At 68.3% G+C, this 24,189-nt stretch carries 22 protein-coding genes and 1 pseudogene; 8 read left to right on the plus strand and 15 right to left on the minus strand.

Annotated features, from left to right (window positions below):
• The first annotated feature begins 65 nt into the window (after positions 1 to 65).
• The 3 genes from ACAM58_RS13670 to ACAM58_RS13680 all read left to right on the plus strand — a co-directional run bounded on the left by ACAM58_RS13670 (position 66) and on the right by ACAM58_RS13680 (position 5,332).
• Positions 66 to 374 (plus strand): proteophosphoglycan ppg4, encoded by a 309-nt coding sequence (locus tag ACAM58_RS13670; protein WP_369663005.1) that lies wholly within the window; start codon positions 66 to 68, stop codon positions 372 to 374.
• A gap of 10 nt (positions 375 to 384) precedes the next feature.
• Entirely contained in the window at positions 385 to 1,017 is a 633-nt protein-coding gene (locus ACAM58_RS13675) for a L,D-transpeptidase (protein WP_369663006.1), read from the plus strand.
• Positions 1,018 to 1,255: 238 nt separating this feature from the next.
• Positions 1,256 to 5,332 carry an autotransporter outer membrane beta-barrel domain-containing protein gene (locus tag ACAM58_RS13680; RefSeq protein ID WP_369663007.1) on the plus strand — a complete coding sequence of 1,359 codons (4,077 nt, stop codon included), beginning with the start codon at positions 1,256 to 1,258 and terminating at the stop codon, positions 5,330 to 5,332.
• Between the two features lie 27 nt (positions 5,333 to 5,359).
• Here the strand turns inward: ACAM58_RS13680 and ACAM58_RS13685 are convergent, their stop codons facing one another.
• The 5 genes from ACAM58_RS13685 to nirB form a co-directional block, all read right to left on the minus strand.
• On the minus strand, positions 5,360 to 7,093 hold the full coding sequence (locus ACAM58_RS13685) for a protein kinase (protein ID WP_369664491.1): 1,734 nt from the start codon (positions 7,091 to 7,093) through the stop codon (positions 5,360 to 5,362).
• A 24-nt stretch (positions 7,094 to 7,117) separates the two neighbouring features.
• Positions 7,118 to 7,930, minus strand: a complete 813-nt coding sequence (locus ACAM58_RS13690) for a formate/nitrite transporter family protein (protein WP_012747948.1) — start codon at positions 7,928 to 7,930, stop codon at positions 7,118 to 7,120.
• A 62-nt stretch (positions 7,931 to 7,992) separates the two neighbouring features.
• Entirely contained in the window at positions 7,993 to 8,766 is a 774-nt protein-coding gene (gene cobA, locus ACAM58_RS13695; protein WP_369664492.1) for a uroporphyrinogen-III C-methyltransferase, read from the minus strand.
• Between the two features lie 65 nt (positions 8,767 to 8,831).
• Positions 8,832 to 9,263 (minus strand): nitrite reductase small subunit NirD, encoded by a 432-nt coding sequence (gene nirD, locus ACAM58_RS13700; RefSeq protein WP_369663008.1) that lies wholly within the window; start codon positions 9,261 to 9,263, stop codon positions 8,832 to 8,834.
• A 19-nt stretch (positions 9,264 to 9,282) separates the two neighbouring features.
• A complete protein-coding gene (gene nirB / locus ACAM58_RS13705) occupies positions 9,283 to 11,742 on the minus strand; it encodes a nitrite reductase large subunit NirB (RefSeq protein ID WP_041945708.1) in 2,460 nt (819 codons plus the stop codon).
• 372 nt (positions 11,743 to 12,114) lie between these two features.
• On the opposite strand from nirB, the gene ACAM58_RS13710 reads away from it, so the two are divergent.
• Positions 12,115 to 12,321: a dodecin gene (locus ACAM58_RS13710; protein WP_025569376.1), complete on the plus strand. Its 207-nt coding sequence runs from the start codon at positions 12,115 to 12,117 to the stop codon at positions 12,319 to 12,321.
• A 53-nt stretch (positions 12,322 to 12,374) separates the two neighbouring features.
• On the opposite strand, the gene ACAM58_RS13715 is transcribed toward ACAM58_RS13710, so the two are convergent.
• On the minus strand, positions 12,375 to 12,797 hold the full coding sequence (locus ACAM58_RS13715) for a secondary thiamine-phosphate synthase enzyme YjbQ (RefSeq protein ID WP_018905825.1): 423 nt from the start codon (positions 12,795 to 12,797) through the stop codon (positions 12,375 to 12,377).
• A 185-nt stretch (positions 12,798 to 12,982) separates the two neighbouring features.
• On the opposite strand from ACAM58_RS13715, the gene ACAM58_RS13720 reads away from it, so the two are divergent.
• Positions 12,983 to 13,363: a cupin domain-containing protein gene (locus ACAM58_RS13720; protein WP_062367364.1), complete on the plus strand. Its 381-nt coding sequence runs from the start codon at positions 12,983 to 12,985 to the stop codon at positions 13,361 to 13,363.
• 192 nt (positions 13,364 to 13,555) lie between these two features.
• Here ACAM58_RS13720 and ACAM58_RS13725 read toward each other — a convergent pair whose 3' ends face one another.
• From ACAM58_RS13725 to mltG, 7 genes are all read right to left on the minus strand, one after another.
• Positions 13,556 to 14,041, minus strand: a complete 486-nt coding sequence (locus tag ACAM58_RS13725; RefSeq protein WP_369663009.1) for a DUF2726 domain-containing protein — start codon at positions 14,039 to 14,041, stop codon at positions 13,556 to 13,558.
• A 113-nt stretch (positions 14,042 to 14,154) separates the two neighbouring features.
• Positions 14,155 to 14,832 (minus strand): ankyrin repeat domain-containing protein, encoded by a 678-nt coding sequence (locus ACAM58_RS13730; protein ID WP_369663010.1) that lies wholly within the window; start codon positions 14,830 to 14,832, stop codon positions 14,155 to 14,157.
• Positions 14,829 to 15,638, minus strand: coding sequence for a TatD family hydrolase (locus tag ACAM58_RS13735; protein WP_369663011.1), 810 nt, complete (start codon positions 15,636 to 15,638; stop codon positions 14,829 to 14,831). The genes ACAM58_RS13730 and ACAM58_RS13735 overlap by 4 nt, the downstream gene beginning before the upstream one ends.
• 119 nt (positions 15,639 to 15,757) lie before the next feature.
• Positions 15,758 to 16,138, minus strand: a complete 381-nt coding sequence (locus ACAM58_RS13740; protein WP_012747958.1) for a PilZ domain-containing protein — start codon at positions 16,136 to 16,138, stop codon at positions 15,758 to 15,760.
• The gene (locus ACAM58_RS13745; RefSeq protein WP_027729627.1) at positions 16,135 to 17,157 is read right to left on the minus strand and encodes a DNA polymerase; all 1,023 of its coding nucleotides are present in this window, start codon (positions 17,155 to 17,157) and stop codon (positions 16,135 to 16,137) included. Before ACAM58_RS13745 ends, ACAM58_RS13740 begins: the two co-directional genes overlap by 4 nt.
• Positions 17,154 to 17,816 (minus strand): dTMP kinase, encoded by a 663-nt coding sequence (gene tmk, locus ACAM58_RS13750; RefSeq protein ID WP_027729626.1) that lies wholly within the window; start codon positions 17,814 to 17,816, stop codon positions 17,154 to 17,156. Before tmk ends, ACAM58_RS13745 begins: the two co-directional genes overlap by 4 nt.
• A complete protein-coding gene (gene mltG / locus ACAM58_RS13755) occupies positions 17,813 to 18,835 on the minus strand; it encodes an endolytic transglycosylase MltG (protein ID WP_012747961.1) in 1,023 nt (340 codons plus the stop codon). Before mltG ends, tmk begins: the two co-directional genes overlap by 4 nt.
• A gap of 122 nt (positions 18,836 to 18,957) precedes the next feature.
• Between mltG and ACAM58_RS13760 the strand changes: the two genes are divergently transcribed.
• The gene (locus ACAM58_RS13760) at positions 18,958 to 19,884 is read left to right on the plus strand and encodes a folate-binding protein YgfZ (protein ID WP_012747962.1); all 927 of its coding nucleotides are present in this window, start codon (positions 18,958 to 18,960) and stop codon (positions 19,882 to 19,884) included.
• A gap of 137 nt (positions 19,885 to 20,021) precedes the next feature.
• Complete coding sequence (locus ACAM58_RS13765; RefSeq protein WP_369663012.1) at positions 20,022 to 20,960, plus strand: hypothetical protein; 939 nt, start codon at positions 20,022 to 20,024, stop codon at positions 20,958 to 20,960.
• Between the two features lie 19 nt (positions 20,961 to 20,979).
• Here the strand turns inward: ACAM58_RS13765 and ACAM58_RS13770 are convergent, their stop codons facing one another.
• Together ACAM58_RS13770 and ACAM58_RS13775 are read right to left on the minus strand one after the other, a co-directional pair.
• Entirely contained in the window at positions 20,980 to 21,858 is an 879-nt protein-coding gene (locus ACAM58_RS13770) for a YbgC/FadM family acyl-CoA thioesterase (RefSeq protein WP_018905835.1), read from the minus strand.
• Positions 21,855 to 22,832 carry an alpha/beta hydrolase gene (locus ACAM58_RS13775; protein WP_369663013.1) on the minus strand — a complete coding sequence of 326 codons (978 nt, stop codon included), beginning with the start codon at positions 22,830 to 22,832 and terminating at the stop codon, positions 21,855 to 21,857. The genes ACAM58_RS13770 and ACAM58_RS13775 overlap by 4 nt, the downstream gene beginning before the upstream one ends.
• 69 nt (positions 22,833 to 22,901) lie before the next feature.
• Here ACAM58_RS13775 and ACAM58_RS13780 point away from each other — a divergent pair.
• Positions 22,902 to 24,037, plus strand: a pseudogene (locus ACAM58_RS13780) (iron-containing alcohol dehydrogenase).
• The last annotated feature ends 152 nt before the right edge of the window (positions 24,038 to 24,189 follow it).

The following is a 24,189-nucleotide window of genomic DNA, read 5'->3' on the forward strand; positions in this document are numbered from 1 at the left end:
GGGCATCCGGTTCGACACGGCCTTTTCTGCCGGGGATTGCCGGCTTCTCTTCAGGAGACATGACCATGAACAGCACTTCCAGACTCCTTGCAGCGCTCGCCCTGGGTGCCGCAGGCGCGGCCTTCGCGCAAGGCAACCCGCCCACCACGGCGCCCGCCAATCCGGCCACGGCGGCCGGCCAGCAGAATCCGTCGGGCGGCGCCATGGGCACCACGGGCGTGACGCCGCAGAACACGCAGAGCGGCAGCACCTCGGGAAGCTCCTCCGCGCCCACGGCCCAAAGCTCGCCTGACACCAGCAGCAGTTCCAGCAGCACCATGGCCGCGTCGGGCGACACGCCTGCCATGCGGCGTGCACGCGCCGACCGCAACTGAGCGCGGTGCCGTGACAGCTGCGCCGGGCACGGCGAGCCGCGCGCTTGCCGTGTTCGTCTCGCTTTCGCTTCTGTCGCTGTCGGCGTCGGCCCCGTCGCCGCCCGCGGTGGAAGATGCGCAGTGGCTCGCGCGGGCCGTGGTGGCCACGGCGGACAACCGGGCGGCCCCGTTCGCGGTGGTCGACAAGAGGAACGCCCGCGTCTTCGTCTTCGACGCGGCTGGCCGGCTCCAGGGTTCGTCGCCCGTGCTGCTGGGCCTGGCGCACGGGGACGACTCCGTGCCGGGCATCGGCGAGCGCGAGATGTCCAGGATTCGGCCTGAGGAGCGCACGACGCCGGCGGGGCGCTTCAGGACGGAGCCGGGTCGCAACGCCCAAGGCGAAGACATCGTCTGGATCGACTACGACGCCGCCGTCTCGATGCACCGGGTGCGCGCCACCGTCAAGTCGGAGCGCCGCCTGGAGCGGCTGGCGTCGCCCAGCGTGGCCGACAACCGCATTTCGTATGGCTGCATCAATGTGCCGGCCGCGTTCTACGACGCCTACATCAAGCCCGCGCTCGGCAGCCGCCGCGGCGTGGTGTACGTGCTGCCCGAAACCGTGGCGCCGCACCAGCGCTTCGAATTCCTGAGCCGGCCTGAATAGCGGCCGCCTGGACTGGGCAGGACGGCGCGCGGGCAAGCCTCTCGCCTCTCACAAACAGTTGAAAGAAGACACGCACTCTGGCATAAAGCCAGAGGTTGTGACGAAGTGTCTTTATATGTCAACTATTGTTTCAATATTTCCCGCTGCTCCATCGCGATGCCTGCCGGGAACGCGGAATGAGGCCGCCTTCGCCACAGGTTCCGCATAGCCAATACCAATCAATACGAGGAGCGAGGGCATGAACAACATTCATTGCAGCGTCTGGAACGCTGCGCTGGGCGCGTGGGTGGCCGTTTCGGAGCTTTCACGGCGGCGCAGGCGAGGAGCTTCGTCTTCCGCCGCGGCGGCCGTGTGCCTGCTGGCGCTTGTGAGCCTGCCGGGAACGGCCTCCGCGCAGGCCGCCGGCGGCGGCGCAGCCATGGTGGCCGGAGGCACCGGTGGCCGCGGCGGCGCGGGAAATGGCGCCGGAGCCGGGGGCGGCAGCGTCGGCGAGTACCCCACCAGCAATGGACAGGCGCCGACAGCCGGAGCCGGGGGTGCTGGCGGCAACGGTGCGGCGGGGGCTGGCGGTACGGGCGGCGCGGTAGGCGCCACCAGTGCCGCGGGCTCCGCCACTGGGGCGTCGGGAACCAACGGCGTTGCCGACCCCGACCCTGTCTATGGCGCCGGCGGTGGCGGTGGCGGCGGTGCCGCCGTGTACACCACCGACACATCCATCACCGTGGTAGGTGGGACCACTCTCCTGGGTGGCAACGGCGGCAACGGTGGCATTGGGCGCTTGTCCGGCGGCGGCGGCGGTGGCGGCGCGGGCCTTCAGGCCGTCGCCGCGAATGCAGTGGTCAACAATGCGAGCCTGACGGTCACGGGCGGCAATGGGGGCAACGGAGGCGTCGGCCAATGGGCCGGCGGCGGTGGTGGCGGCGGCGATGGCATCGTGTTGCAAGGCGGAGGCGCCATTGTCAACAACACCGGCACTGCCACGGGCGGAAATGGCGGAAGTGGTGGCACCGTCACCATCGGCGGCCTGGTGGGCGGCGGCGGCGAAGGCGGTGCCGGCCTGGCGCTGGAGTCCAGCGGCAACTCGGTGCTCAATACCGGTGCGCTGGTGGGAGGTGCAGGCGGTGCCGGCGGAAGCAGCGCTGCCAACGGCATCGGCGGTGCGGGCCTGCGCATCCGCGGCAACACGAACACCATCGTCAACACCGGCATCTTGACCGGGGGCTTCGCCGGCGATGGCGCTACGCGTGGCGATGCGGTGCGCATCACCGGCAACGACAACTCGCTCGAACTGCAGGGCGGCTCGGTGATCACCGGGACGCTGACTGCGAACGGCATCGGCAATGTGCTGCGCCTGGCCGGCGCGCTGACCGATGGAACCACCTCGCTCGGCGCCGCCACCTACCGCGGCTTCGACCGCTACGAGAAGACGGGCGCCAGCACCTGGACGCTGACCGGCACCACCACCGAACTGACGCCCTGGCACGTGCTGGGCGGCACGCTCGCCATTGCCGACGACGCCGCCCTCGGCAGCTCGGCCGGCACGCTCACGCTCGACGGCGGCACCTTGCGCGCCACCGGCACGACCGCCGGCACGCGCAATGTCACGGTGGGCGCGGGCGGTGCGGCTTTCGAGATTGATCCTGCGCAGGCGCTGACACTCAACGGCGTGCTTTCCGGCAGCGGCAGCCTGCAAAAGACCGGCGCCGGCACGCTGGTGCTCGGCGCGGCCAACAACTACGGCGGCGGCACCCTTGTCAACGACGGGTCGTTGATCGCGACAGCCAGCGGAGCCCTGGGCAGCGGACCCGTCATCGTCAACGCGTCGCTCACGTTCGAGACCGGCGTGAATGCGGGATCGCTGTCCATCACCAACCAGAACGGCTACACCCGATTCAACGGCACCAGCACCGCAGGCACGGCCAGCATCGTCAACAACAACGGCAGCGGCACCGACTTCTATGGCGACAGCCGCGCAGGCACGGCAAGCATCACCAACAATGACTACGCTTTCACATACTTCCGCGAGACTGCATCGGCGGAGCAGGCGACGATCCTGAACCCCTCGGGCACCACCTTCTTCATCCAGAACGCCACGGCCGGCAACGCCAACATCGACAACAGCGGCGGGCAGGCGCGCTTCTACGACAGCAGCAGCGCGGGCTCCGCGAAGATCATCAATCGCAGCGGCGGCATCACCTATTTCGTGAACACCAGCAGTGCCGAAAGCGCCACCATCGACAACCGCGCCGGAGGCAGTGTCGATGCGTCGTACCACACCGGCGGGCTCTCGATCGGTGCGCTGTCGGGCGCCGGGCGCCTGCTTCTGGGCGCCGAGGCCGTCAGCGTGGGGGCGCTGGGCACGAACACGACGATCAGCGGCGTGATCGCCGATGGCGGCGAGAACGGCGGCACCGGCGGCTCGCTCGTGAAGGTCGGCACCGGCACCTTGACGCTGTCGGGCGCCAACACCTACACCGGCGGCACCGCGCTGAAGCAGGGCCGCCTCGACCTCGGCCACAGCCAGGCGCTGGGCACCGGCACGCTGGCGATGGACGACGGCACCACGCTCGGCTTCAGCGCCGACGGACTGACCATCGCCAATGCCATCGAGCTGACCGGCAGCAACGACCCCGTCATCGACACCGGCACCTTCAGCGAAACGCTCAGCGGCGCGATCAGCGGCGGCGGCTTCATCACCAAGCAGGGCAGCAGCACGCTCACGCTGACGGGCGCCAACACCTACACCGGTGCCACCAACGTGGCCCAGGGCACCTTGCGTGCCGGCGCGGCCAACACCTTCAGCGCGAGCTCCGCGCACAGCGTGGCGGCCGGCGCCACGCTGGACCTGGCGGGCTTCAGCCAGACGGTGGCCTCGCTTGCCAACAGCGGCACCGTCTCGCTCGTCGGCAGTGCGCCGGGCACCACCTTGACCGTCAGCGGCCCCTACGCCGGCAACGGCGTGCTGCGCCTGGGCACCGCGCTGGGCGCCGATGGCAGCGCGAGCGACCGGCTGGTGCTCGACGGACCCACTGCCGTTGCCAGCGGCAGCACGACGGTGCAGGTCACCAACCTGAGCGGACTGGGCGCACTCACCAGCGGCAACGGCATCGAGGTGATCAGTGCACGCAACGGCGCCACCACCACCGCGCAGACCACGAAGAGCGCCTTCTCGCTCGCGGGCGGCCATGTGGATGCGGGTGCCTACGAGTACCGCCTGCATGCCGCCGATGCGGGTGGGGCAGGGGAGAACTGGTACCTGCGCTCCACCACGAACGTGGTCCCGCCGGCCGATCCCGTGGCGCCGTCTCCCCCGGACCTTCCAGCCGCGCCACCTGTCGTCGTGCCCACCTACCGCGCCGAGGCCTCGCTGTATTCCGCGCTACCGAGCCAGCTGCGCCAGGGCAGCATCGCGATGCTGGGCGACCTGCGCAAGCGCGTGGGCGACGACGATGTGAAGGGCACGGCCGCAGCGCCGGCGGGTTCGCAGCGCCGCGCCTGGGCACGCGTGCTCTCCGCCGACCTCGACATCCGGCAGGGCGGCACCGTCTCGCCCACCAGCAAGGGGCGCTTGACCGGCGTCCAGGCCGGCACCGACCTGCTGGCCGCACCCAACTGGCGCGCTGGCCTCTACGTGGGCCAGCTCGACGGCGATGCGCGCGTCAACGGCTTTGCCAGCGGCTTGCAGAACCTGCGCGTGGGCCGCAACGACCTGCGCAGCCAGTACGTGGGCATCTACGGCACCTACAGCGGCGACAGCGGCCTGTATGCCGACGCCGTGGTGCAGTCGGGCCGGCACCGCTACACGGTGCAGCCGAACCTCGGCGGCGGCGTGGAAGGCAAGGGCCACAGCCTGCTGGGCTCGATCGAAGTGGGCCAGGCCTTCGCGCTGGGCGCGAGCGGCTGGAGCGTGGAGCCGCAGCTGCAATTGATCCACCAGCACCTGGACCTGAACAACTCGGCCATCGTCGGCGCGGTGGTCCAGCCCGAGGCCGACAGCGGCTGGATCGCACGCGCGGGCATCCGCGTGAAGGGCGAGCTCGCCACCGGCCTGGGCACGCTGCAGCCGTACGGCCGCTTCAACGTCTACAAGAGTTCGAGCGGCGCGGATGTGGCGCGCTTCGTGAACGGCGCCACGCGCACCGACATCGCGGCGCCGACCGGCGGCACCAGCACCGAGCTGGCGGGCGGCTTCACGCTGGCGCTGGGCAACACCACCAGCCTGTACGGCGAAGTGGGCAAGCTCTGGTCCTCGGGCGGGGACGCCAAGGTGAAGAGTTCGGTCAACGCGTCGCTCGGCGTGCGGGTCAAGTGGTGAGCGGCCGAGCGGGCGGCCTTCGCTCCCTCAGCTGCGCAGGCTGATCACACCAAGCAGCACCACCACCGCCATGCCCAGCAGCAAGGCGGTGCATTTCCAGAAGACCACCGGGTTCTTGTCGACGAGCGGCGTGCCGCGCCGGGCCAGGAAATCAGGATGCGGCTGGCGCAGGTCCTCGACGAATTCCGACAGCGCTTCATGGCGCTTGAGCGGGTTGGGGTGCAGCGCCTTGCGCAGCACTTCATCGATCCATGCGGGGATGGCGCGCTGCGCTTCGAGTGCCGGGCGGTACTGCAAGTTGCGCTGGTCCGCGCGCGTGCGGATGCGCGCCACCTGCGCGCCGTAGGGCAGGCGGCCAGTCAGCATCTGGTAGACGACCACGGCCAGCGAGAACAGGTCGGACTGCGCTGAGCCGCCGTCGCCGACGAAGTATTCGGGCGCCGTGTACTGCACCGTGCCCAGCACCTGGGCCGGGTCGGCCAGCTTGCTGTCGCCCAGGCCCGCCACCCAGGCCGAGCCGAAGTCGATGATCCGCACCGTGCCCGTGCGGTCGATCATGATGTTCTCGGGCCGCAGGTCCTGGTGCAGCATCTCCATGCGATGGAAGGCCTGCAGCCCCTTGGCCAACTGCTCCACGATGCCGCGCACCGACTCCAGGCTCGGCCGCGGGTTGTCGACCATCCACTGCGCGAGCGTCTGCCCGTCGACGAACTCCATGGCCACATAAAGATAGCTGCGCTTGCGTTGCGGCACATGCGGCTTGAGCACATGCGCACTGTCGATGCGCCGCGCCACCCATTCCTCGAGCAGGAAGCGGTCGAGATGGGCCTCGTCGTTCTGAAGGTCGACGGACGGCGTCTTGAGCACGACGCGCTCGCCCGTGTCGTTGTCGACCGCCAGGTAGATGTGGCTGCGGCTGCTGCGGTGCAGGTCGCGCACGATGGTGTAGCCGTCGAACTGCATGCGCGCTTCGAGCATCGGCGGCAGGCGCAGTGCCGCGCGCTGCACCTGCAGTTCATTGACCTCGCCGTCGGGCAGGGCGTCGACGCGCACGATCTGCACCGTCAGGTTGTCGGGGCTGCCGCGCCGGTACGCTTCCTCGGCGATGCTTCTTGCCGCGGCGTCCAGGTCGCCGGGGTGGGCATCGAGCGCGGTGCTGATGGCGGCCGCATCCACGTGTTCATGGACGCCGTCGGAGGTCAGCAGGAAGACATCGCCTTTCTCGATGGCGAGGGCCTGGTAGTCGATCTCCACATGCGGACCCACGCCCAGCGCCCGGCTCAGATAGCCGTGCCCGCCGGCCACCGAGACGCGGTGGTCTTCGGTCAGCTGCTCGAGCGCCCCGGCATGCCAGCGGTAGACGCGCGTGTCGCCCACATGGAAGACGTGCGCCGTGGTCGACTTGATCACCAGCGCGCTGAAGGTGCAGACGTAGCCGCGGTCCTTGTCGAAGCGGCCGCTGCTGTTCTGGGTCTGCGCGTGCAGCCAGGCATTGGCGGCCGTGAGCACGCGCTGCGCCGAGCGGCTCACGCTCCAGGCGTCGGAGGTGCAGTAGTAGTCGGTCAGGAAGCTCCTGACCGCCGACTCGCTGGCCACGTGGCTCACGTCGCTGCTGCTGATGCCGTCGGCAATGGCGACGGCCACGCCCTTGGCGCTGCGGCCCGGCGCCTCCGGCAGGGCGGCGCCGTGGAAGTCCTGGTTGGAATCCTTGCGTCCCTTGTCGGAGTACTGGCCGATGGAGACCGCGAGGCCGGAGCGCATCGTCACGCGGCGTCGGTGCGCAGGTCAGCGCGGAACGCGCTTGGGCGCCGTGCGCACGTGCGTGGCGTACAGCGTCAGGCCGGTGAACGACAGGCCGCCGACGAGGTTGCCCAGCACGGTGGGGATCTCGTTCCAGATGATGTAGTCCATGATCGAAAAATTGCCGCCCATGAGCAGCGCCGAGGGGAACAGGAACATGTTGACCACCGAGTGCTCGAACACCATGAAGAAGAACACCATGATCGGCATCCACATGGCCAGCACCTTGCCGGTCACCGAGGTCGAGATCATCGCACCCACCACGCCGGTGGACACCATCCAGTTGCACAGCATGCCGCGCACGAAGAGCGTCAGCATGCCCGCGGCGCCATGGGCGGAGTAGCCGAGCGTGCGCGCTTCGCCGATCGTGGCGATCACCTGGCCGACCTTGTCGGGCGGGCTGGTGAAGCCGAAGGTGAAGACGATGGCCATCAGCACGGCCACGGTGAAGGCGCCGAGGAAATTGCCGACGAACACCAGGCCCCAGTTGCGCAGCACGCCGCCAATGGTCACGCCCGGCCGCTTGTCGATCAGCGCGAGCGGCGTCAGCACGAACACGCCGGTCAGGAGGTCGAAGCCGAGCAGGTAAAGAATGCAGAAGCCGACGGGAAACAGGATCGCGCCGATGATCGAGTAGCCGGTCTGCACATTGATGGTGACGGAGAACACCGCCGCCAGCGCGAGGATCGCGCCCGCCATGAAGGCGCGGATGAGCGTGTCGCGCGTGGACATGAAGATCTTGGATTCACCGGCGTCCACCATCTTGGTGACGAATTCGGAAGGCTGCAGGTAGGCCATGGATTTTTTCTTTGGAATTGAAGGGTGAGAAGCTGAACGGAAAAAGGGGGAGGGGCCGCGCCTCAGGCGGCCTTCTCCAGCGCGGGCTGCGCGGAGGAAGCTGCGGCCGCGAGCCCTTGCAGGACATCGCCGACCACGATGATCGAGGGGCTGCCAAGGCTGTTGTCGGCAATCGTGCGCTGCAGCGTCGCCAGCGTGCCGACGGCGTGCCGTTGCAACGGCAGGCTGGCGTTCTGCACCACCACGACAGGCGTGGCCGGCGGCAGTCCGCTCAGCAGTTCGTCCTGGATCGAGCCCGCGCTCGATACGCCCATGTAGATGACCAGCGTGAGGCGCGCCGAATGGGCCGTGGCCGCCAGCGTGCGCCAGTCCGGCCCCGGCGATCCGGGCTTCGCGTGGCCGGTGATGAACACCACGCCCTGCGCATGCGCACGGTGCGTGAGCGGCACGCCGAGCGAGGTCAGCCCGGCCAGGCCGGCGGTGATGCCGTTCACCACCTCCACATGGATGCCGGCCTGCGCGAGGTGCTCGACCTCTTCGCCGCCGCGGCCGAAGATGAAGGGGTCGCCGCCCTTGAGCCGGACCACGTGCTCGCCTTCGCGCACCGCCATGATCATCAGCCGCTCGATGAAGCTTTGCGGCGTGCTCTTGCAGCCGCCGCGCTTGCCGACGTGGATCACGCGCGCGCCCGACGCTGCCATGGCGACGATGTCGTCGCTGACCAGGTCGTCGACGAGCAGCACGGTGGCCGACTGGATGGCCCTGAGCGCCTTCAGCGTGAGCAGTTCGGGATCGCCGGGGCCGGCGCCGACGAGGGTGCAGCGGCCGAGCGCCATGGGCGCCCGCACATGCGTCGCAGGCGTCGAAGAAGTCAGAGTGAGGCTCATGGTGGCTCCGCGGTTCAGGCGGCCGTGTCTTCGGACAGGCGGGTGCGGTTCGCGGGCCCTGCAACGGGGCGTTCCAGTTCGACGGCATGCGTCGCGAGTTCTTTCGAATCCAGATGCACCACGCCTTCGGCGACCTTCACCGCAAACTTCGGCGTGCACCCCACATCCGGCGACTTGGCACACCCGTCCTCCAGCCCGATGGCCCAGTTGTGCAACGGACACGCCACGCTGGTGCCGAACACGATGCCCTGGCTCAAGGGCCCGCCCTTGTGCGGACAGCGGTCCAGCAGCGCGAACACCTGGTCCTCGGCATTGCGGAACACCGCCACGTCCACGCCCACCGGCCGTGCCACGCGGCGCGCCCCCAGCACCGGGATGTCCTCGACCCGGCAGATCACCTGCCACTCGTTGCCGCTGTTGTTGGGGTTGCTGTTGTTGTTGCTCATTTGCTGTTGCTCCTCGTCTTCAGGCCGCCTGGCTCGCCTTGTCATCCACCACCGCCACCGGCGTGAACTGCCGCACGTCCACCGACGCCTGGCTCGACTCGAACCACGGATCGGGCTCCCCATCCAGCGCGAACTGCAGCCGCTCCCACAGCGCCTTGCGGCCTTCGGTGTCCTCCAGGATCTTCTTCTTCACATGGTCCAGCCCCACCCGCCCGATGTAGTGCACCGTGCGCTCCAGGTACCAGCCTTCCTCGCGGTACAGCTGCAGGAAGGCGCCCGAATACTCCATCACCTCGGCGGCCGTCTTCACCTTCACCAGGAACTGCGCCACCTCGGTCTTGATGCCGCCGTTGCCCCCCACGTACAGCTCCCAGCCCGAATCCACCCCGATCACCCCCACGTCCTTGATCCCGGCCTCGGCGCAGTTGCGCGGACAGCCCGAGACCGCGAGCTTGACCTTGTGCGGCGAATACATCGCCCACAGCGCCCGCTCCAGATCCTTGCCCATCTGGGTGGAATCTTGCGTGCCGAAGCGGCACCACTCGCTGCCCACGCAGGTCTTCACCGTGCGCAGGCTCTTGGCATAGGCAAAGCCCGAGGGCATGCCGATGTCCTTCCACACACCCTCCAGGTCCTCCTTCTTCACCCCCAAGAGGTCGATGCGCTGGCCGCCCGTGACCTTGACGGTCGGGATCTGGTACTTGTCGGCCGCATCCGCGATGCGGCGCAGCTCGTCGGGCGTGGTGTGGCCGCCCCACATCCGCGGGATGACGGAATAGGTGCCGTCCTTCTGGATGTTGGCGTGGCTGCGCTCGTTGATGAAGCGGCTCTGCGGATCGTCCTTGGCCTCCTTGGGCCAGGTGCTGATCAGGTAGTAGTTGATGGCCGGGCGGCAGGTGGCACAGCCGTTGGGCGTGCGCCAGCCCAGGTTGCGATACACCTCGTCGTGCGTCAGGTAGTGTTCGCGGCGGATGGCGTCGCGCACGTCCTGGTGGTTCGCGTCGGTGCAGCCGCACACGGCCTTCTTCTTGGGCGTGGCCGAGTAGTCGCCGCCGGCGGTGAACATCAGGATCTGCTCCACGAGGCCGGTGCACGAGCCGCAGCTGGCGCTGGCCTTGGTGTGCTTCTTGACCTCGTCCAGGGTGAACAGGCCCTTGTCCTTGATGGCCTTGCAGATGGTGCCCTTGGTCACGCCGTTGCAGCCGCACACCTCGGCGTCGTCGGGCATGCCGGCGGCCTTGCTGTGGCCCTCGTGGCCGGTGTCGCCGATGTTGGATTCGCCGAACATCAGCTTGTCGCGGATGTCGTGCACGCTGCGCCCGTCGCGCAGGAGCTTGAAGTACCAGCTGCCGTCCACCGTGTCGCCGTACAGGCACGCGCCCACCAGCTTGTCGTCCTTGATGACCAGCTTCTTGTAGACCCCGCCGAAGGGGTCGCTCATGACGATCTCTTCCGTGCCTTCGCCGCCCATGAACTCGCCGGCCGAGAACAGGTCGATGCCGGTGACCTTGAGCTTGGTGGAGGTGAGGGACCCCAGGTAGCGCCCGATGCCGAACTGGGCCAGGTGGTTGGCCGCGACCTTGGCCTGCTCGAAGAGCGGGGCGACCAGGCCGTAGGCGATGCCGCGGTGGGCCGCGCATTCGCCCACCGAGTAGATGCGCGCATCGGTCACGGTCTGCATGGTGTCGGTGACGACGATGCCGCGGTGGCAGTGCAGGCGCATCCGCTCGGCCAGTTCGGTGTTGGGGCGGATGCCCACAGCCATGACGACCAGGTCGGCGGGAACCTCGGTGCCGTCCTTGAAGCGGATGGCGGCCACGCGGCCCTGGTCATTGCCCACCAGTTCCTGGGTCTGGGCGCCGATCAGGAACTTCAGGCCCCGGTCTTCGAGCGACTTCTGCAGCAGCTTGCCCGCCACGTCGTCCAGCTGGCGCTCCATCAGCCAGGGCATGACGTGCACCACGGTGACGTCCATGCCGCGCAGCATCAGGCCGTTGGCCGCTTCCAGCCCGAGCAGGCCGCCGCCGATGACGACGGCGCTCTTGTGGGTGCGCGCGGTCTCGATCATGTAGTCGGTGTCGGCGATGTCGCGGTAGGCGATGACGCCCTTCAAGTCCTTGCCGGGCACCGGGAGCATGAAGGGGTTGGAGCCGGTGCACATCAGGAGGCGGTCGTAGGGGGCCTCGGTGCCGTCCTCGGCGCGCACGATGCGTTTCACGCGGTCGACCTCGGCCACCTTCTTGCCGGCGTGCAGGGTGATCTTGTTCTCGGCGTACCACTCCCAGCTGTTGAGGACGATCTCGTCGACCGTCTGCTCGCCGGCGAGCACGGGCGACAGCAGGATGCGGTTGTAGTTGGGGTGCGGCTCGGCACCGAAGACGGTGATGTCGTACAGGTCGGGGGCGAGCTTCAGCAGCTCTTCGAGCGTGCGCACGCCGGCCATGCCGTTGCCGACCATCACGAGCTTGAGTTTCTTCATCATGGGTGGGGCCTTCGGAGAATCAATCGATTCGAAACAACAAATACAAATGCCGACATGCAGCCTTTGCGGGGCCGCATCGTCGGGCGGGGATTAAGGGGGCAGGGAAGCCCGCGGAGCGCGGGCGGGGTGCTGGGCGCTCTTCACGCTCCGGGCTCCGCAAGACCGCGGAAACCTCACCAAAACAGTGCTTCGTTACACCGTGAGCTTGCAGTCACGCAAAGACCGTGCCTGCGCCACGCCGGGTTTGCGCGGCGCGAAAAACCTTCGGTCCGGCACTTCCAACAAGCGGGCCGAGGGGTCAACATGTGTGCCGTGCGGCCGATCCGCACCGAGAGCAGCTGCGGCGCACCAATTCAAGGAGCAAAAGACATGTCGAATCACGTTTACAAGTCGCTCGAGCTGACCGGCTCTTCGCCGATCGGCATCGAGGATGCCGTGCAGACGGCCATCACCAAGGCGCACGAGACGGTCCGCAACATCCAGTGGTTCACCGTGACCGAGACGCGCGGCCACGTGGTGGATGGCAAGGTCGCGCACTGGCAGGTGACGGTGAAGATCGGATTCACTCTGGAGTAACCGCGGGCAGCGTACCGGCGCAGCCCGGCAGAGAAGGGCGGTGGGCCGGGCCGCTAGGACCCGATCAGGTGCAGGGCCACCTGCCTCCGGTGCGGCTTCAGCCGGTGCTCCCACAGGTAGATGCCCTGCCAGGTGCCCAGCGCCATGCGGCCGTTCGTCACCGGAACCGACAGCTGGACCGCGGTCAGCGCCGAACGCACATGGGCCGGCATGTCGTCCGGCCCTTCGGCGCGATGCCGGAAAAGCGCGTCGCCATCGGGCACCAGGCGCGCAAGAAAACGGTCGAGATCCGCCTGCACTTCAGGATCCGCGTTCTCCTGCACCAGCAGGCTGGCCGAGGTATGGCGGATGAAGAGCGTCAGCAGCCCGGTCTGAAAGCCGGTGCTCGCGACCCATTGCGCCACGGCCTCCGTGATTTCCAGAAGGCCCCGGCCATCGGTGTCGAAGTCGAGTGTGGTGGTTGTCTGCCTGAGCATCGCATCGACACTTTAGCGGCCGCAAGTTTCTGCGCACCTGCTCCAGGTGCACGCCAGTGGGTACCTACCGGGCGAGAAATGCGTCGCCGCAAGCGTGGCCCAGGACTAGTATTCCATCGTTCGGCGCGCGGCTTGGCACGAGGCTGCCGCGGACTGCCTACTCACTCGTGCCAAGGAGAGTAGCGATGGCAAGTTCTATGAATGTCACCAAGCTTCAGACGAAATCCCATGACGAGCCGGACGAGGTTCGGGAGCCCGAAAAGACCCGCGTCGAAGTGGTCCGCCTCGAGGGCTACACCCTGGGGCGCTTCAAGTTTCAGCCCGGGTGGCGCTGGTCGCAGTGCATCAAGCCGGTCGTCGGCACGGACAGCTGCCAGGTGGCCCACGTCGGGTACGTGGTTTCCGGGCGGATCACGGTGCAAATGAACGACGGCTCGAAGACCATCCTCGAGGAAGGCATGTCGTACACCATTCCTCCGGGCCATGACGCATGGGTTGAAGGCAACGACCCGTTCGTTGGCGTCGAGGTGATGAGCGCAGAGGAATACGCAAAGCCCAAGAGCTGATGACCCCGATGGGTCTGTCGGCCGGCTGGCAATGGTGACGAGGATTTACCGCAGCAGCTGCAGGGAGCAGTGGGACATGGACGACAAGGTCCTGCGGGGCGGAGTTGCTGCTTATGTCATTTAACATAATGCACATTGTGTTCCTTTTGGGTGAAGCTGATCGAAGGCCATCCAGGCCAAACCAGCCCGCCCTCAGGAACCCATGGGACTCACCGACGCCAGCGTCGGATCGAAGTCCGCTTCCACGCGCCCCACATCCGGCATCCGTGGATAGCGCAGCACGCGGTAGCCGGCTTCCACCAGCAGCGCCTCGCGGTCCAGGTCGCGCTGCGACTTGCCCTTGCTGCTCTTGTCGCCGCCAAACGCGACCACGGCCACGACCTTGAACGAACGGTCGCACACGACGAAGTCGGCAATCTTCCGGCTGAACGAGCTCCGCGCCGCGCGCGTGCGGGCCGTGAGCAATGCACCGAAGCTGACCTGCGGCAGCACCACGAGGTCCGGCAGCGTCTGCACGAGCCGGTTGTACATGGCCTGTTCGCGCGCCGTGAGCGGCGGGCGTGCCTTGGGCTTGTCGACGAAACCGCTGCTGTTTTGCGCCGACCTCTTTTTGGCGACCGCTGCGAGCACAAGCAGGCCGATGGCCAGCAAAAAGATTATGAATAGGAACGTATTCATCTCTGCTTCTCCTTCAGCGCAGAGTCTCGCACGAGGCGCGGGCGCCCTCTTTTTGGCGTTTTCCCGGGCCTGCCGTTGCGGCGGATCCGGCCCTCAATGGAGCGTATGGAAGCTCACCATTTGCCGTCCTTCGGAATGGCCTTGGGGTCCGCCTTGGCGCCGGCCGCAGCAGCGATCAGCTGCGCAGCCTCCGGGCGGTTGGCCTTGTTCGCGAAGTCGACCGCCGTCATGCCGAGCTGGTTCTTCATGGTGGTGTCCGCACCTTCGGCCAGCAGGAGCTTCACGGCCTCGGTCGAGCCGTACATCGCGGCCATCATGAGCGGCGTGGTGCCGTTGGGCGATTGCGCATCGAGGAAGGCAAAGTTGTCGAGCAGCACCTTCATGATGCTCAGCTGGCCGCTGCTGGCGGCGTAATGCAGCGGCGTCCAGCCGGTCTTGTTGACGGCGGCGTCGCGCTTGAGCAGCTGCGCGACCACGTCCTGCTGGCCCTTGATGGCGGCCAGCATCAGCGGGGTTTCGTCCTTGGCGTTGGCGATGTCGACGTCGGTCTGCGGCGATTCGATCAGCACCTGGACCACCTTGGGCGACGGTTCGCGCAGCGCGATGATCAGGCCGGTCTGGCCGTGCTCGTCGCGCGTGTTGGGGTCGAAACCGCGGTTCAGCAGGGTGCGCACGCCGCTCGCGTTGTCTGCGCGCACGGCCCGGAAGAAATCTTCGAACGAACCTGCGTGGGTGGAAAAAGTTGCTGCCACGACAGCAAGATACAAGAACTTCTTGATGTATTTCTTCATATTGCTTTGACGCCCTTGAACAGCGTTTCGAAGTTGCTGCTGGTGGCCTCGGCCACGGCTTCGAGCGGCAGCTTGCGCAGTTCGGCGATCTGCTTGGCCACAAGGGGCACGTAGGAGGGGTTGTTGGTCTTGCCGCGGTACGGCACCGGCGCCAGGTACGGGCTGTCGGTTTCGATCAGCATGCGGTCGAGCGGCACGAAGGCCGCCACGTCGCGCAGGTCCTGCGCCTTCTTGAAGGTCAGGATGCCCGAAAAGGAAATGTAGAAACCCAGGTCGAGCGCCGCGCGCGCCACTTCGGCGGTTTCGGTGAAGCAATGGAACACGCCGCCCGCAGCCTTGCCGGCGCCGTCTTCGCCCTCCTCCTTGAGGATGGCGAGCGTGTCGGCCGAGGCTTCGCGCGTATGGATGACCAGCGGCATGCGGGTTTGCTGCGCGGCGCGGATGTGCACGCGGAAGCGGTCGCGCTGCCACTCCATGTCGGAGATGCTGCGCCCGCCCTTGCGCTCTTCCATCTGGTAGTAGTCGAGCCCGGTTTCGCCAATGGCCACCACGCGGGGCAAGGCCGCGCGGCGCACCAGGTCGTCCACCGTGGGCTCGGCGATGTCCTCGTTGTCGGGGTGCACGCCCACGCTCGCCCAGAAGTTGTCGTAGCGCGCGGCCAGCGCCTGCACATCGTCGAACTCCTCGAGCTTGGTGCAGATGCACAAGGCCCGGTCGACCTGCGCCTCGGCCATGGCGGCGCGGATTTGCGGCATCTGGTCCGCGAATTCGGGGAAAGTGAGGTGGCAGTGGGAATCGGTGAACATGGCGCTGATTGTCTGGCTTATGCCAGAGACACCGAGGAACCGGCTTTGCCGGGCTTCTGGTGTCGCCCCCGGTAGGGGGTGGGCGTAGCGACACGAAGTGCGCGCAGCCTGGGGGCGAGCTAAATGGTTTGTGTGGGGCGGTCGGAGGCCATCGAGCCGCCGAGCGCCGCTTCGATGCGGGCCTTGAGCTGGCGCGATTTCTCGTCCGACGGAAAGCGGATGCCCACGCCCGGCGCCCGGTTGCCCGCGGCGCGCTGCGGCGTGATCCATGCGACCTTGCCGGCCACCGGATAGCGCTGCGGGTCTTCAGGCAGGGTCAGCAGCACGTAGACGTCGTCGCCCAGGCGGTATTCGCGCGTGGTCGGAATGAAGATGCCGCCTTCGGCAAAGAGCGGAATGTAGGCGGCATAGAGCGCGCCCTTTTCCTTGATGGCGAGCTGGATCACGCTCGGCCGTTGAGGCGCCGGGGCGGCGGGTGCGGGTGCGGCTGGTTGGTTCATGGGCGGCGAGCAGCAGAGTTTAGGGTGGTTCGCGCTTCGCTCACAAGCGCTTCCAGCATGAGGCCCGCATTGAAGGGGTGTTCGGCGGTCCTGGCCGCGTTCGCGAGCGACTTCGACCAGCGCGCGAGCGCCAGGTGCGAAGGCACCGCGGACGGCAGGTCGGCGGCATCGAAGAAGCGCGGCGCGGCGCCGCTGCCAACGGCCATCAGGTCGTGGCAGAGCTTCTGCAGCGAGCCGATGGCCTGCGAGGGCGACTGGTCCGCAAGCGCGGCCACGTCGCCGCGCGAAACGGCCTTGGGCAAGAGCGACCAGGCCTTGGGCGACTGGCCGGAGCGCGCAAGCCGCAAGGCATCGCTGGGGCGCCCGCCGGCGGCGCGCAGCAACGCAGTGGCATCCCCGGCGGGCACGTCCTGCGCGGCCAGCCAGGCTTCGGCCTCGGCCGTCTCGGGCCAGGGCAGCGTGAAGCCCAGGCAGCGGCTGCGGATGGTCGGCAGCAACTGCCAGGCCGCCTCGCTGGCCAGCACGAAGCGCACATCGCCGACCGGCTCCTCGAGCGTCTTGAGCAGCGCATTGGCCGTGATGGTGTTCATGCGCTCGGCCGGATACACCAGCACGACCTTGCCGCGGCCGCGGGCGCTGGTGCGCTGGGCAAAGCCGACGGCGTCGCGCATGGCCTCGACGCGGATCTCGCGGCTGGGCTTGCGCTTCTTGTCGTCGATGTCGGCCTGCGCCTTTTCGTCGAGCGGCCAGCCCAGTTCCTGCATGGCCACTTCGGGCATCAGCACGCAGAGGTCGGCATGGGTGCGCACCTCGATGGCATGGCAGCTCGGGCAATGGCCGCAGGCGGTGCCGCCCTCCTCCTTGCTGGGCTGCTCGCACAGCCAGGCCGCGGCAAGCGCGAGCGCCAGTTCGTATTGGCCCAGTCCCGAAGGCCCCTGCAGCAGCCAGGCGTGGCCGCGCTGGCGCAGCAGTTCCGCAAGCGGCCGATGCAGCCAGGGCGAGAGCGCGGGCGTGCTCATCGCGCCGCTCCAGTTGCAGGTGCCAGCGCGCCACGCGCAACGAGCGCGGTCTCGACCTGTTGCCAGACCTGGTCGCGCGTCTGGCTTGCATCGATGCGCACGAAGCGCTGCGCATCGGCCGCCGCGCGGGCCGCATAGCCCGCCGCTACGCGCCGGAAGAATTCGACCGGCTGCGATTCGAACTTGTCGGGCAGGCGCGCGCCCGCCAGCCGCTCGGCGGCAATCTCGGGTGCCAGGTCGAACCAGAGCGTGATGTGGGGCTGAAGAAGCAGCCCTGCCGCTCCCCTGCCCCCCTGCACCCATTGCTCCAACGTCGACAGCACCTGCGTATCGAAACCGCGGCCCGCGCCCTGGTAGGCGAAGGTGGCGTCGGTGAAGCGATCGCACAGCACCACGTCGCCGCGCGCCAGCGCCGGCTCGATGACCTGCACGATGTGGTCGCGCCGCGCGGCGAAAACCAGCAGCGATTCGGTCAGCGGGTCCATCGCCTGCTCGAGCACAAGGCCGCGCAGGGTTTCGGCCAGCGGCGTGCCGCCGGGCTCGCGCGTGCGCACGACCGTGCGGCCGCGGGCCTTGAAGAGCGCCTCCATCGCGTCGAGATGGCTCGACTTGCCGGCGCCATCGATGCCCTCGAGCGTCAGAAACAAGCCTTCACTCATTGCGCAACTTTCGGTTTGGGTTCGCCGCCGCCGCGCTGGTAGCGGTTGACCGCGCGGTTGTGGTCGTCGAGCGAACTGCTGAACTGGCTGGTGCCGTCGCCGCGCGACACGAAGTACAGCGACTTGCTCTGCGCCGGCTGTACCGCCGCCAGCAGCGCCGCCTTGCCGGGCATCGCGATGGGCGTGGGCGGCAGGCCGCCGCGCGTGTAGGTGTTCCAGGGGGTATCGGCCAACAGGTCCTTCTTGCGCAGGTTGCCGTCGAACGCGGTGCCCAGGCCGTAGATCACGCTCGGGTCGGTCTGCAGCGGCATGCCGGCGCGCAGCCGGTTGACGAAGACGGCGGCGATCTCGGCGCGGTCCTTGGCTTTTCCTGTCTCCTTTTCGACAATGCTGGCCAGGATCAGCGCCTGATCCGCCGACTGGAGCGGCAAATCGGCCGCCCGGGCAGCCCACGCGGCTTCGAGCTTCTTGTCCATGGCCCGCATGGCGCGCTGCAGCAGCGCGATGTCGGTCGAGCCCTTCGAATAGGTGTAGGTGTCGGGGAAGAAGCGGCCCTCGGGATGCACGCCGGGCCGGCCCAGTTTGGCCATCAGCGCATCGTCTGGCAGGCCGACGGTTTCGGGCTTGAGCTGCTCGGCCTTGGCGAGCGCGGCGCGCACCTGGCGGATGTTCCAGCCTTCGACCAGCACCAGGCTGCGGGTGGCCTCCTCGCCGCGCACCAGCACGTTGAGCAGCATCTTGGGCGTGATGCCGCGCTCCAGCTCGTAGCTGCCGGCGCGGATCTGGCGGTCCTGCCCCGAAATGCGGAACCAGAAATAGAGCATCTGCGGCTGCACGTCGGTGCCGGTATCGGCCACCGCCTGCGCGACGCCGCGCGGCGTGGTGCCGGGCTCCACGGACAGGTCGACGCTGGGCGCGGGCAGCTTGAGGGGCTGGTGCACCCACCAGAGGCCGGCGGCGCCAAGGCCGAGCGCAGCCAGGGCGGCGAGCAGGAAAAGCGTGAGGAAGAAGCGGCGCACGGGTCCGATGATTTAGCGGAGAGAAGAAAACGAATCAGCACGAAAAGCCGGTGGCCCTGCGGGAACCGGGGCGGGATTCCCTGCGGACCCGACGGAACGGCTCCGACCATGATAATTCAGCGATGACTACTGTCGTTCTCAATGGTGTTACCGCTCTTTCCGACCTTGGCGTGATCCGCGCCGAGGGGCCCGATGCCGCCAGCTTCCTGCATGGCCAGCTCACCCAGGATTTCGCGCTGCTGGGCGCCACCGAGGCCCGCCTGGCCGCGCTTTGCACCGCCAAGGGCCGCGTGATCGCCAGCTTCGTCGGCATCCGGCCGCAGCCGGAGCTGGTGCTGCTGGTGTGCAGCCGCGACATCCTGGCCGCCACGCTCAAGCGCCTGTCGATGTACGTGCTGCGCGCCAAGGCCAAGCTCACGGACGCCACCGAGCAATTCGCGCTGTACGGCCTTGCCGGCACCGCGCTGGCCGCCAACGGCCTCGATGCCACGGCCTTGCCCGGCCAGCGCACCGCCATTGGCCAAGACATCAGCGCGGTGTCGCTGTACCCGGCCGACGGCGTGCCGCGCGCGATGTGGATCGCGCCGGCCGGCAGCCCGGCGCCCGCGGGCCCGGCGCTCGATGCGCAACTGTGGCAGTGGAGCGAGGTCCGCAGCGGCATCGTGACCGTGACCACGCCGGTGGTCGAGGCCTTCGTGCCGCAGATGATCAACTACGAATCCGTGGGCGGCGTGAACTTCAAGAAGGGCTGCTATCCGGGCCAGGAAATCGTGGCGCGCAGCCAGTTCCGCGGCACCCTGAAGCGGCGCACCTACCTCGTGCAGGCCGATGCGCCCCTCGGCGCCGGCCAGGAGGTGTTCGCGGCCGGCGATGCCGAACAGCCCGTGGGCACGGTGGCGCAGGCCGCGCCGGCGCCCGGCGGCGGCTGGGCCGCGCTGATCTCGATCCAGATCTCGGCACTCGAAACCGGCGGCCTGCATGCGGGCAGCGCCGACGGGCCGGCGCTCACGGTCGAGCCGCTGCCGTATCCGCTGCTCGAAGACATCTAGACGCAACTGGACTGAAGAAACGGACGCCTGGCGCCGCCCCGAAAGAGGCGGCGCCATTTTTTTGCGCGCGTTTAACCCTGCCGCCGGTGCTGCTGCGTAGAAGCCGTACCGATCCACTCCTGGCAAGGAAAGACATCATGAAGCGCAGACTCCTCTTCTCGACCGCCCTCGCATGGACCGCGCTGGGCGTGCTGCCCGCTTGCGCCGAAAGCCCGGTGCAGCCCCTGCCCCCGCTTTCGCCGCCCTCCAACCGCATCGGTTCGCTGATGCAGCTCAGCGTGGTCGACCGCGCGAGCGGCCGAGAACTGCCCATCTATCGCCACCGCGGCGAATACTGGGTGGCCGGCCGGCCCGGCACACGCTACGCGATCCGCGCGCGCAATGCGATGGGTGAGCGCGTCATGGCCGTGATGTCGGTGGACGGCATCAACATCGTGACCGGAGAGACCGCGGGCGTGCTGCAGAACGGCTATGTGTTTTCCGGCGGCGAGCGCAGCGACATCACGGGCTGGCGCAAGAGCGATTCGCAGATTGCGGCCTTCGAATTCACGTCCGTCGGCAATTCGTATGCAAGCCGCACCGGCCGGCCGGACGACGTGGGCGTGATCGGCGTCGCGATGTTCCGCGAACGCGTGCCCGAGCCGCCGCCTGCGCCGCCCATCGCCTTTCCGCGCCGCGACGGCGGCACGCGCGAGATGGAACGCCGCAGCGAGGCGCCATCGGCCGCAGCCGAAGCCGCACCGGCCGCGCAGGCCCGCTCGGCCGACAGCGCCCTGGGCGCCGAGGCGGCGGCATCGGCGAAAGGCAGCCTGGCCCGGCCAGCGCCGCCCAGTCCGAGCCTGGGCACCGCCCACGGCCGGCGCGAGACTTCGCATGTCGGCCACACCAGCTTCGAGCGCGCCCAGTCCACGCCCGACGAGGTGGTGCGCATTCGCTACGACAGCCGCGAGAACCTCATCGCCGCGGGCGTGATCCCGGTGCCGCCGCCCGCGCGCTGGCCGCGTCCCAAAGGCCCGTCCGCCTTTCCGGGCTCGGAGATGGGCTACGTGCCCGATCCGCCGGCGCGCTACGAGTGAGCTCTCTCGAACGCCGCGATCAGGCCAGCGTGCGGCGCATCTCGATGTGCGGGATGCCGGCTTCCTCGAAGGGCTCGCCGTGCACGGCATAGCCCAGGCGCGCATAGAAGCGCTCCGCGCTGCGCTGCGCGTGCAGGCCGATCTCGCGGTCGCCGCGCGCCTTGGCTGCCGCCTCCAGCGCCTGCATCACGGCGGCGCCGTGGCCGCCGCTGCGCAGCGCGCGGTGCACGGCCATGCGGCCGAGCATGGCCGTGCCGTCGACCGCATCGAGCAGCCGGCCGGTCGCAATCACCTGGCCGAGCCGGTTGCGGACCACCGCGTGCAGCACGATGGCATCGTGCGCATCCCACTCCAGTTCCTTGGGAATGTTCTGCTCCTCGATGAAGACCGCGCGGCGCAGCGCACCCGCGCCTTCGCCCAGGGTTTTCCAGTCGCCCGTTTCCACGGCGCGCATCGGCTCGCCGGCCTCGAAGCCCGTGAGGATTTCGCGCAGTGCCGCCGGCACCGGCTTGGAGGTCTGCGTGGCCGGGTCGGCAAACACATAGACGAGCTCGCAGCCCACCAGGTACTGGTCCTGCCGGAACAGCGCACCCTCGAAGACGATGGACGAGTTGCCGATGCGCGCGCACTTCATGGCCACGTCGATCACGTCGTCCATGCGCGCCGAGGCGCGAAAGTCGACCGTGGCCTTGCGCACGTAGAGGTCGCCGCCCAGCGCATGCATGACTTCTTCGTAAGGCAGCGCGAGCGCACGCCAGTAGTCGGCAATGGCGGTGTCGAAGTACATCAGGTAGTGCGCATTGAATACGATCTTCTGCATGTCGACTTCGGCCCAGCGCACGCGCAGGCGATGAAAGAAGCGGAAGTCTTTTCTCTGGGGCATGGTCTTGTCGTTCATGGGTTCAGTGCGTCCTTGAGTGCACGGGCCGCATCGTCCTGCGCCTGCAGCGCCTCGGGAATGGCGCGGCCCATTTTCAGAAATTCGTGGATCACGCCGCGGTAGATCTCGAGGTCGACCGCCACTCCCGCGGCGCGGAGCTTGTCGGCGTAGGCAATGCCTTCATCCACCACCGGATCGCATTCGGCCAGGCCGATCCATGCGGGCGCCACGCCGTCGACGTCGTCGGCCAGGAGCGGCGCAAAGCGCCAGTCGTCGCGGTCGGCCGGCGTGCGCACGTACTGGCCGAAGAAATAGTCGATCAGCGCCTTGGTGAGCAGCGGGCCGTGGGCGTAGCGCCGGTGCGAGGCGGTGTCCTGGTGCGCCGCGGTGCCGGGATAGATGAGCATCTGCAGCGCGAGCGGCAGGCCCGCGTCGCGCGCGAGAATCGCGCACACCGCGGCCAGCGTGCCGCCGGCGCTGTCGCCGCCCACGGCCAGGCGGCCCGCGTCGATGCCCAGGCGCGCACCTTCGTTTGCAATGAAGGCAAAGGCATCCCATGCATCGTCCGATGCCGTCGGAAACCTGAACGCAGGCGCCAGCCGGTAATCGACCGACACCACCGCGCAGCCGCTCTTGCTCGCCAGCACGCGGCACAGCGTGTCGTGCGTGCGGATGTTGCCGACCGTGAAGCCGCCGCCATGAAAATACACCAGCGCCGGCAGCATCGCCGTTGCCGACGGCGCATAGAGCCGCGCCGGAATCGCGAAGCCGTCGCGCGCCGGAATCGTGAAGTCGTCGACGCGCTCCAGCGCGGGCTTTTGCACTTCGAGCACGCCCGCGCCTTTTTCGTAGGAGGCCTTGGCCTCGTCGGGCGTGAGCTGGTCGAGCGAGGGATGGCCGGCCCGCGCCATGCGCTCGACCACGTTGGCCATCTTCGCGGTGAGCGGAGGCTGCCATGTGCCGGGTGCGACAGCGGCAAGGGTTTTGTTCATGTGCAAGACTGTCCCTGCTTGTTAGATTTGGGTGGTCTGCAATCGTACTGCCCCAGGCAAACCCACCTCATGGCCCTCATCCAATACCTCACCCAGATCCAGTTCGAATTCGGCGCCATCAAGCTGCTGTCCAGCGAATGCGCGCGCATCGGCATCAACCGGCCGCTGATCGTGACCGATGCCGGCGTGCGCGCGGCCGGCGTGCTGCAGAAGGCGCTCGATGCCATCGCCGACCTGGAAGTGGCGGTGTTCGACCAGACCCCCTCCAACCCCACCGAAGCCGCCGTGCGCGCAGCCGTCGAGCTGTACCGCAGCGGCCGCTGCGACGGGCTCATCGCGGTGGGCGGCGGCTCGGCCATCGACTGCGCCAAGGGCGTGGCCATTGCAGCCACGCACGAAGGCCCGCTCAAGACCTACGCCACCATCGAGGGCGGCTCGCCCAAGATCACCGACCGCGCGGTGCCGCTCATCGCGGTGCCCACCACCAGCGGCACCGGCAGCGAGGTGGCGCGCGGCGCCATCGTGATCGTCGACGATCACCGCAAGCTCGGCTTCCACAGCTGGTCCTGATGCCCAAGGCCGCCATCTGCGACCCCGAGTTCACGCTCGGCCTGCCGCCCCGGCTCACGGCCGCCACCGGCATGGACGCGATTGCGCACTGCATGGAAACCTTCATGTCGGCCGCCTTCAATCCGCCGGCCGACGGCATCGGCCTGGACGGCCTGGAGCGCGCCTGGCTGCACATCGAGCGCGCCACCAAGGACGGCAGCGACCGCGAGGCGCGCCTCAACCTCATGAGCGCGTCGATGCAGGGCGCCATGGCGTTCCAGAAGGGCCTGGGCTGCGTGCATTCGCTGAGCCACAGCCTGGGCGGCGTCGATCCGCGCCTGCACCATGGCACGCTCAACGCCCTCTTCCTGCCGGCCGTGATCCACTTCAACGCCGGTGCCGAGTCGGTGCAGAAGGAGCAGCGGCTGCAGCGCATGGCGCGGGCCATGCACCTCGATTCGCCCGGCGATCTCGGCGACGCGATCCGCGACATGAACGCGCGCCTGGGCCTGCCCAAGGGCCTGGCCGAAGTGGGCGTCACGCCCGCCCTGTTCGAGCAGATCGTCGACGGCGCCATGGCCGACCACTGCCACAAGACCAACCCGCGGCTGGCTTCGCGCGACGACTACAAGGCGATGCTCGAGGCCTCGATGTAGGGGGCCGTCCATTTGAGGCAGGTTGGGCGCGGTTGTTCGGGGCGCGATCACGCCGACGGGGTACCTTGCTCCGCGAATGTCCTCCGGCCTGCGGCCTCCCCCTTGATTTCGCTGCGCAAGGCACCCCATCGACGTGATCGTTATTCAGCGCG

Source organism: Variovorax sp. V116 (assembly GCF_041154435.1).
GTDB classification, from domain to species: Bacteria; Pseudomonadota; Gammaproteobacteria; order Burkholderiales; family Burkholderiaceae_C; genus Variovorax; species Variovorax paradoxus.

What these genes read in the sequence shown, in the direction of transcription:
- ACAM58_RS13670 (WP_369663005.1), top strand. Translation starts at nt 66, where the DNA reads ATGAACAGCACTTCCAGACTCCTTGCAGCGCTCGCCCTGGGTGCCGCA.
- ACAM58_RS13680 (WP_369663007.1), top strand. Translation starts at nt 1,256, where the DNA reads ATGAACAACATTCATTGCAGCGTCTGGAACGCTGCGCTGGGCGCGTGG.
- ACAM58_RS13685 (WP_369664491.1), bottom strand. Translation starts at nt 7,093, where the DNA reads ATGCGCTCCGGCCTCGCGGTCTCCATCGGCCAGTACTCCGACAAGGGA.
- ACAM58_RS13690 (WP_012747948.1), bottom strand. Translation starts at nt 7,930, where the DNA reads ATGGCCTACCTGCAGCCTTCCGAATTCGTCACCAAGATGGTGGACGCC.
- cobA (WP_369664492.1), bottom strand. Translation starts at nt 8,766, where the DNA reads ATGGCGCTCGGCCGCTGCACCCTCGTCGGCGCCGGCCCCGGCGATCCC.
- nirD (WP_369663008.1), bottom strand. Translation starts at nt 9,263, where the DNA reads ATGAGCAACAACAACAGCAACCCCAACAACAGCGGCAACGAGTGGCAG.
- nirB (WP_041945708.1), bottom strand. Translation starts at nt 11,742, where the DNA reads ATGAAGAAACTCAAGCTCGTGATGGTCGGCAACGGCATGGCCGGCGTG.
- ACAM58_RS13710 (WP_025569376.1), top strand. Translation starts at nt 12,115, where the DNA reads ATGTCGAATCACGTTTACAAGTCGCTCGAGCTGACCGGCTCTTCGCCG.
- ACAM58_RS13715 (WP_018905825.1), bottom strand. Translation starts at nt 12,797, where the DNA reads ATGCTCAGGCAGACAACCACCACACTCGACTTCGACACCGATGGCCGG.
- ACAM58_RS13720 (WP_062367364.1), top strand. Translation starts at nt 12,983, where the DNA reads ATGGCAAGTTCTATGAATGTCACCAAGCTTCAGACGAAATCCCATGAC.
- ACAM58_RS13725 (WP_369663009.1), bottom strand. Translation starts at nt 14,041, where the DNA reads ATGAATACGTTCCTATTCATAATCTTTTTGCTGGCCATCGGCCTGCTT.
- ACAM58_RS13730 (WP_369663010.1), bottom strand. Translation starts at nt 14,832, where the DNA reads ATGAAGAAATACATCAAGAAGTTCTTGTATCTTGCTGTCGTGGCAGCA.
- ACAM58_RS13735 (WP_369663011.1), bottom strand. Translation starts at nt 15,638, where the DNA reads ATGTTCACCGATTCCCACTGCCACCTCACTTTCCCCGAATTCGCGGAC.
- ACAM58_RS13740 (WP_012747958.1), bottom strand. Translation starts at nt 16,138, where the DNA reads ATGAACCAACCAGCCGCACCCGCACCCGCCGCCCCGGCGCCTCAACGG.
- ACAM58_RS13745 (WP_027729627.1), bottom strand. Translation starts at nt 17,157, where the DNA reads ATGAGCACGCCCGCGCTCTCGCCCTGGCTGCATCGGCCGCTTGCGGAA.
- tmk (WP_027729626.1), bottom strand. Translation starts at nt 17,816, where the DNA reads ATGAGTGAAGGCTTGTTTCTGACGCTCGAGGGCATCGATGGCGCCGGC.
- ACAM58_RS13760 (WP_012747962.1), top strand. Translation starts at nt 18,958, where the DNA reads ATGACTACTGTCGTTCTCAATGGTGTTACCGCTCTTTCCGACCTTGGC.
- ACAM58_RS13765 (WP_369663012.1), top strand. Translation starts at nt 20,022, where the DNA reads ATGAAGCGCAGACTCCTCTTCTCGACCGCCCTCGCATGGACCGCGCTG.
- ACAM58_RS13770 (WP_018905835.1), bottom strand. Translation starts at nt 21,858, where the DNA reads ATGAACGACAAGACCATGCCCCAGAGAAAAGACTTCCGCTTCTTTCAT.
- ACAM58_RS13775 (WP_369663013.1), bottom strand. Translation starts at nt 22,832, where the DNA reads ATGAACAAAACCCTTGCCGCTGTCGCACCCGGCACATGGCAGCCTCCG.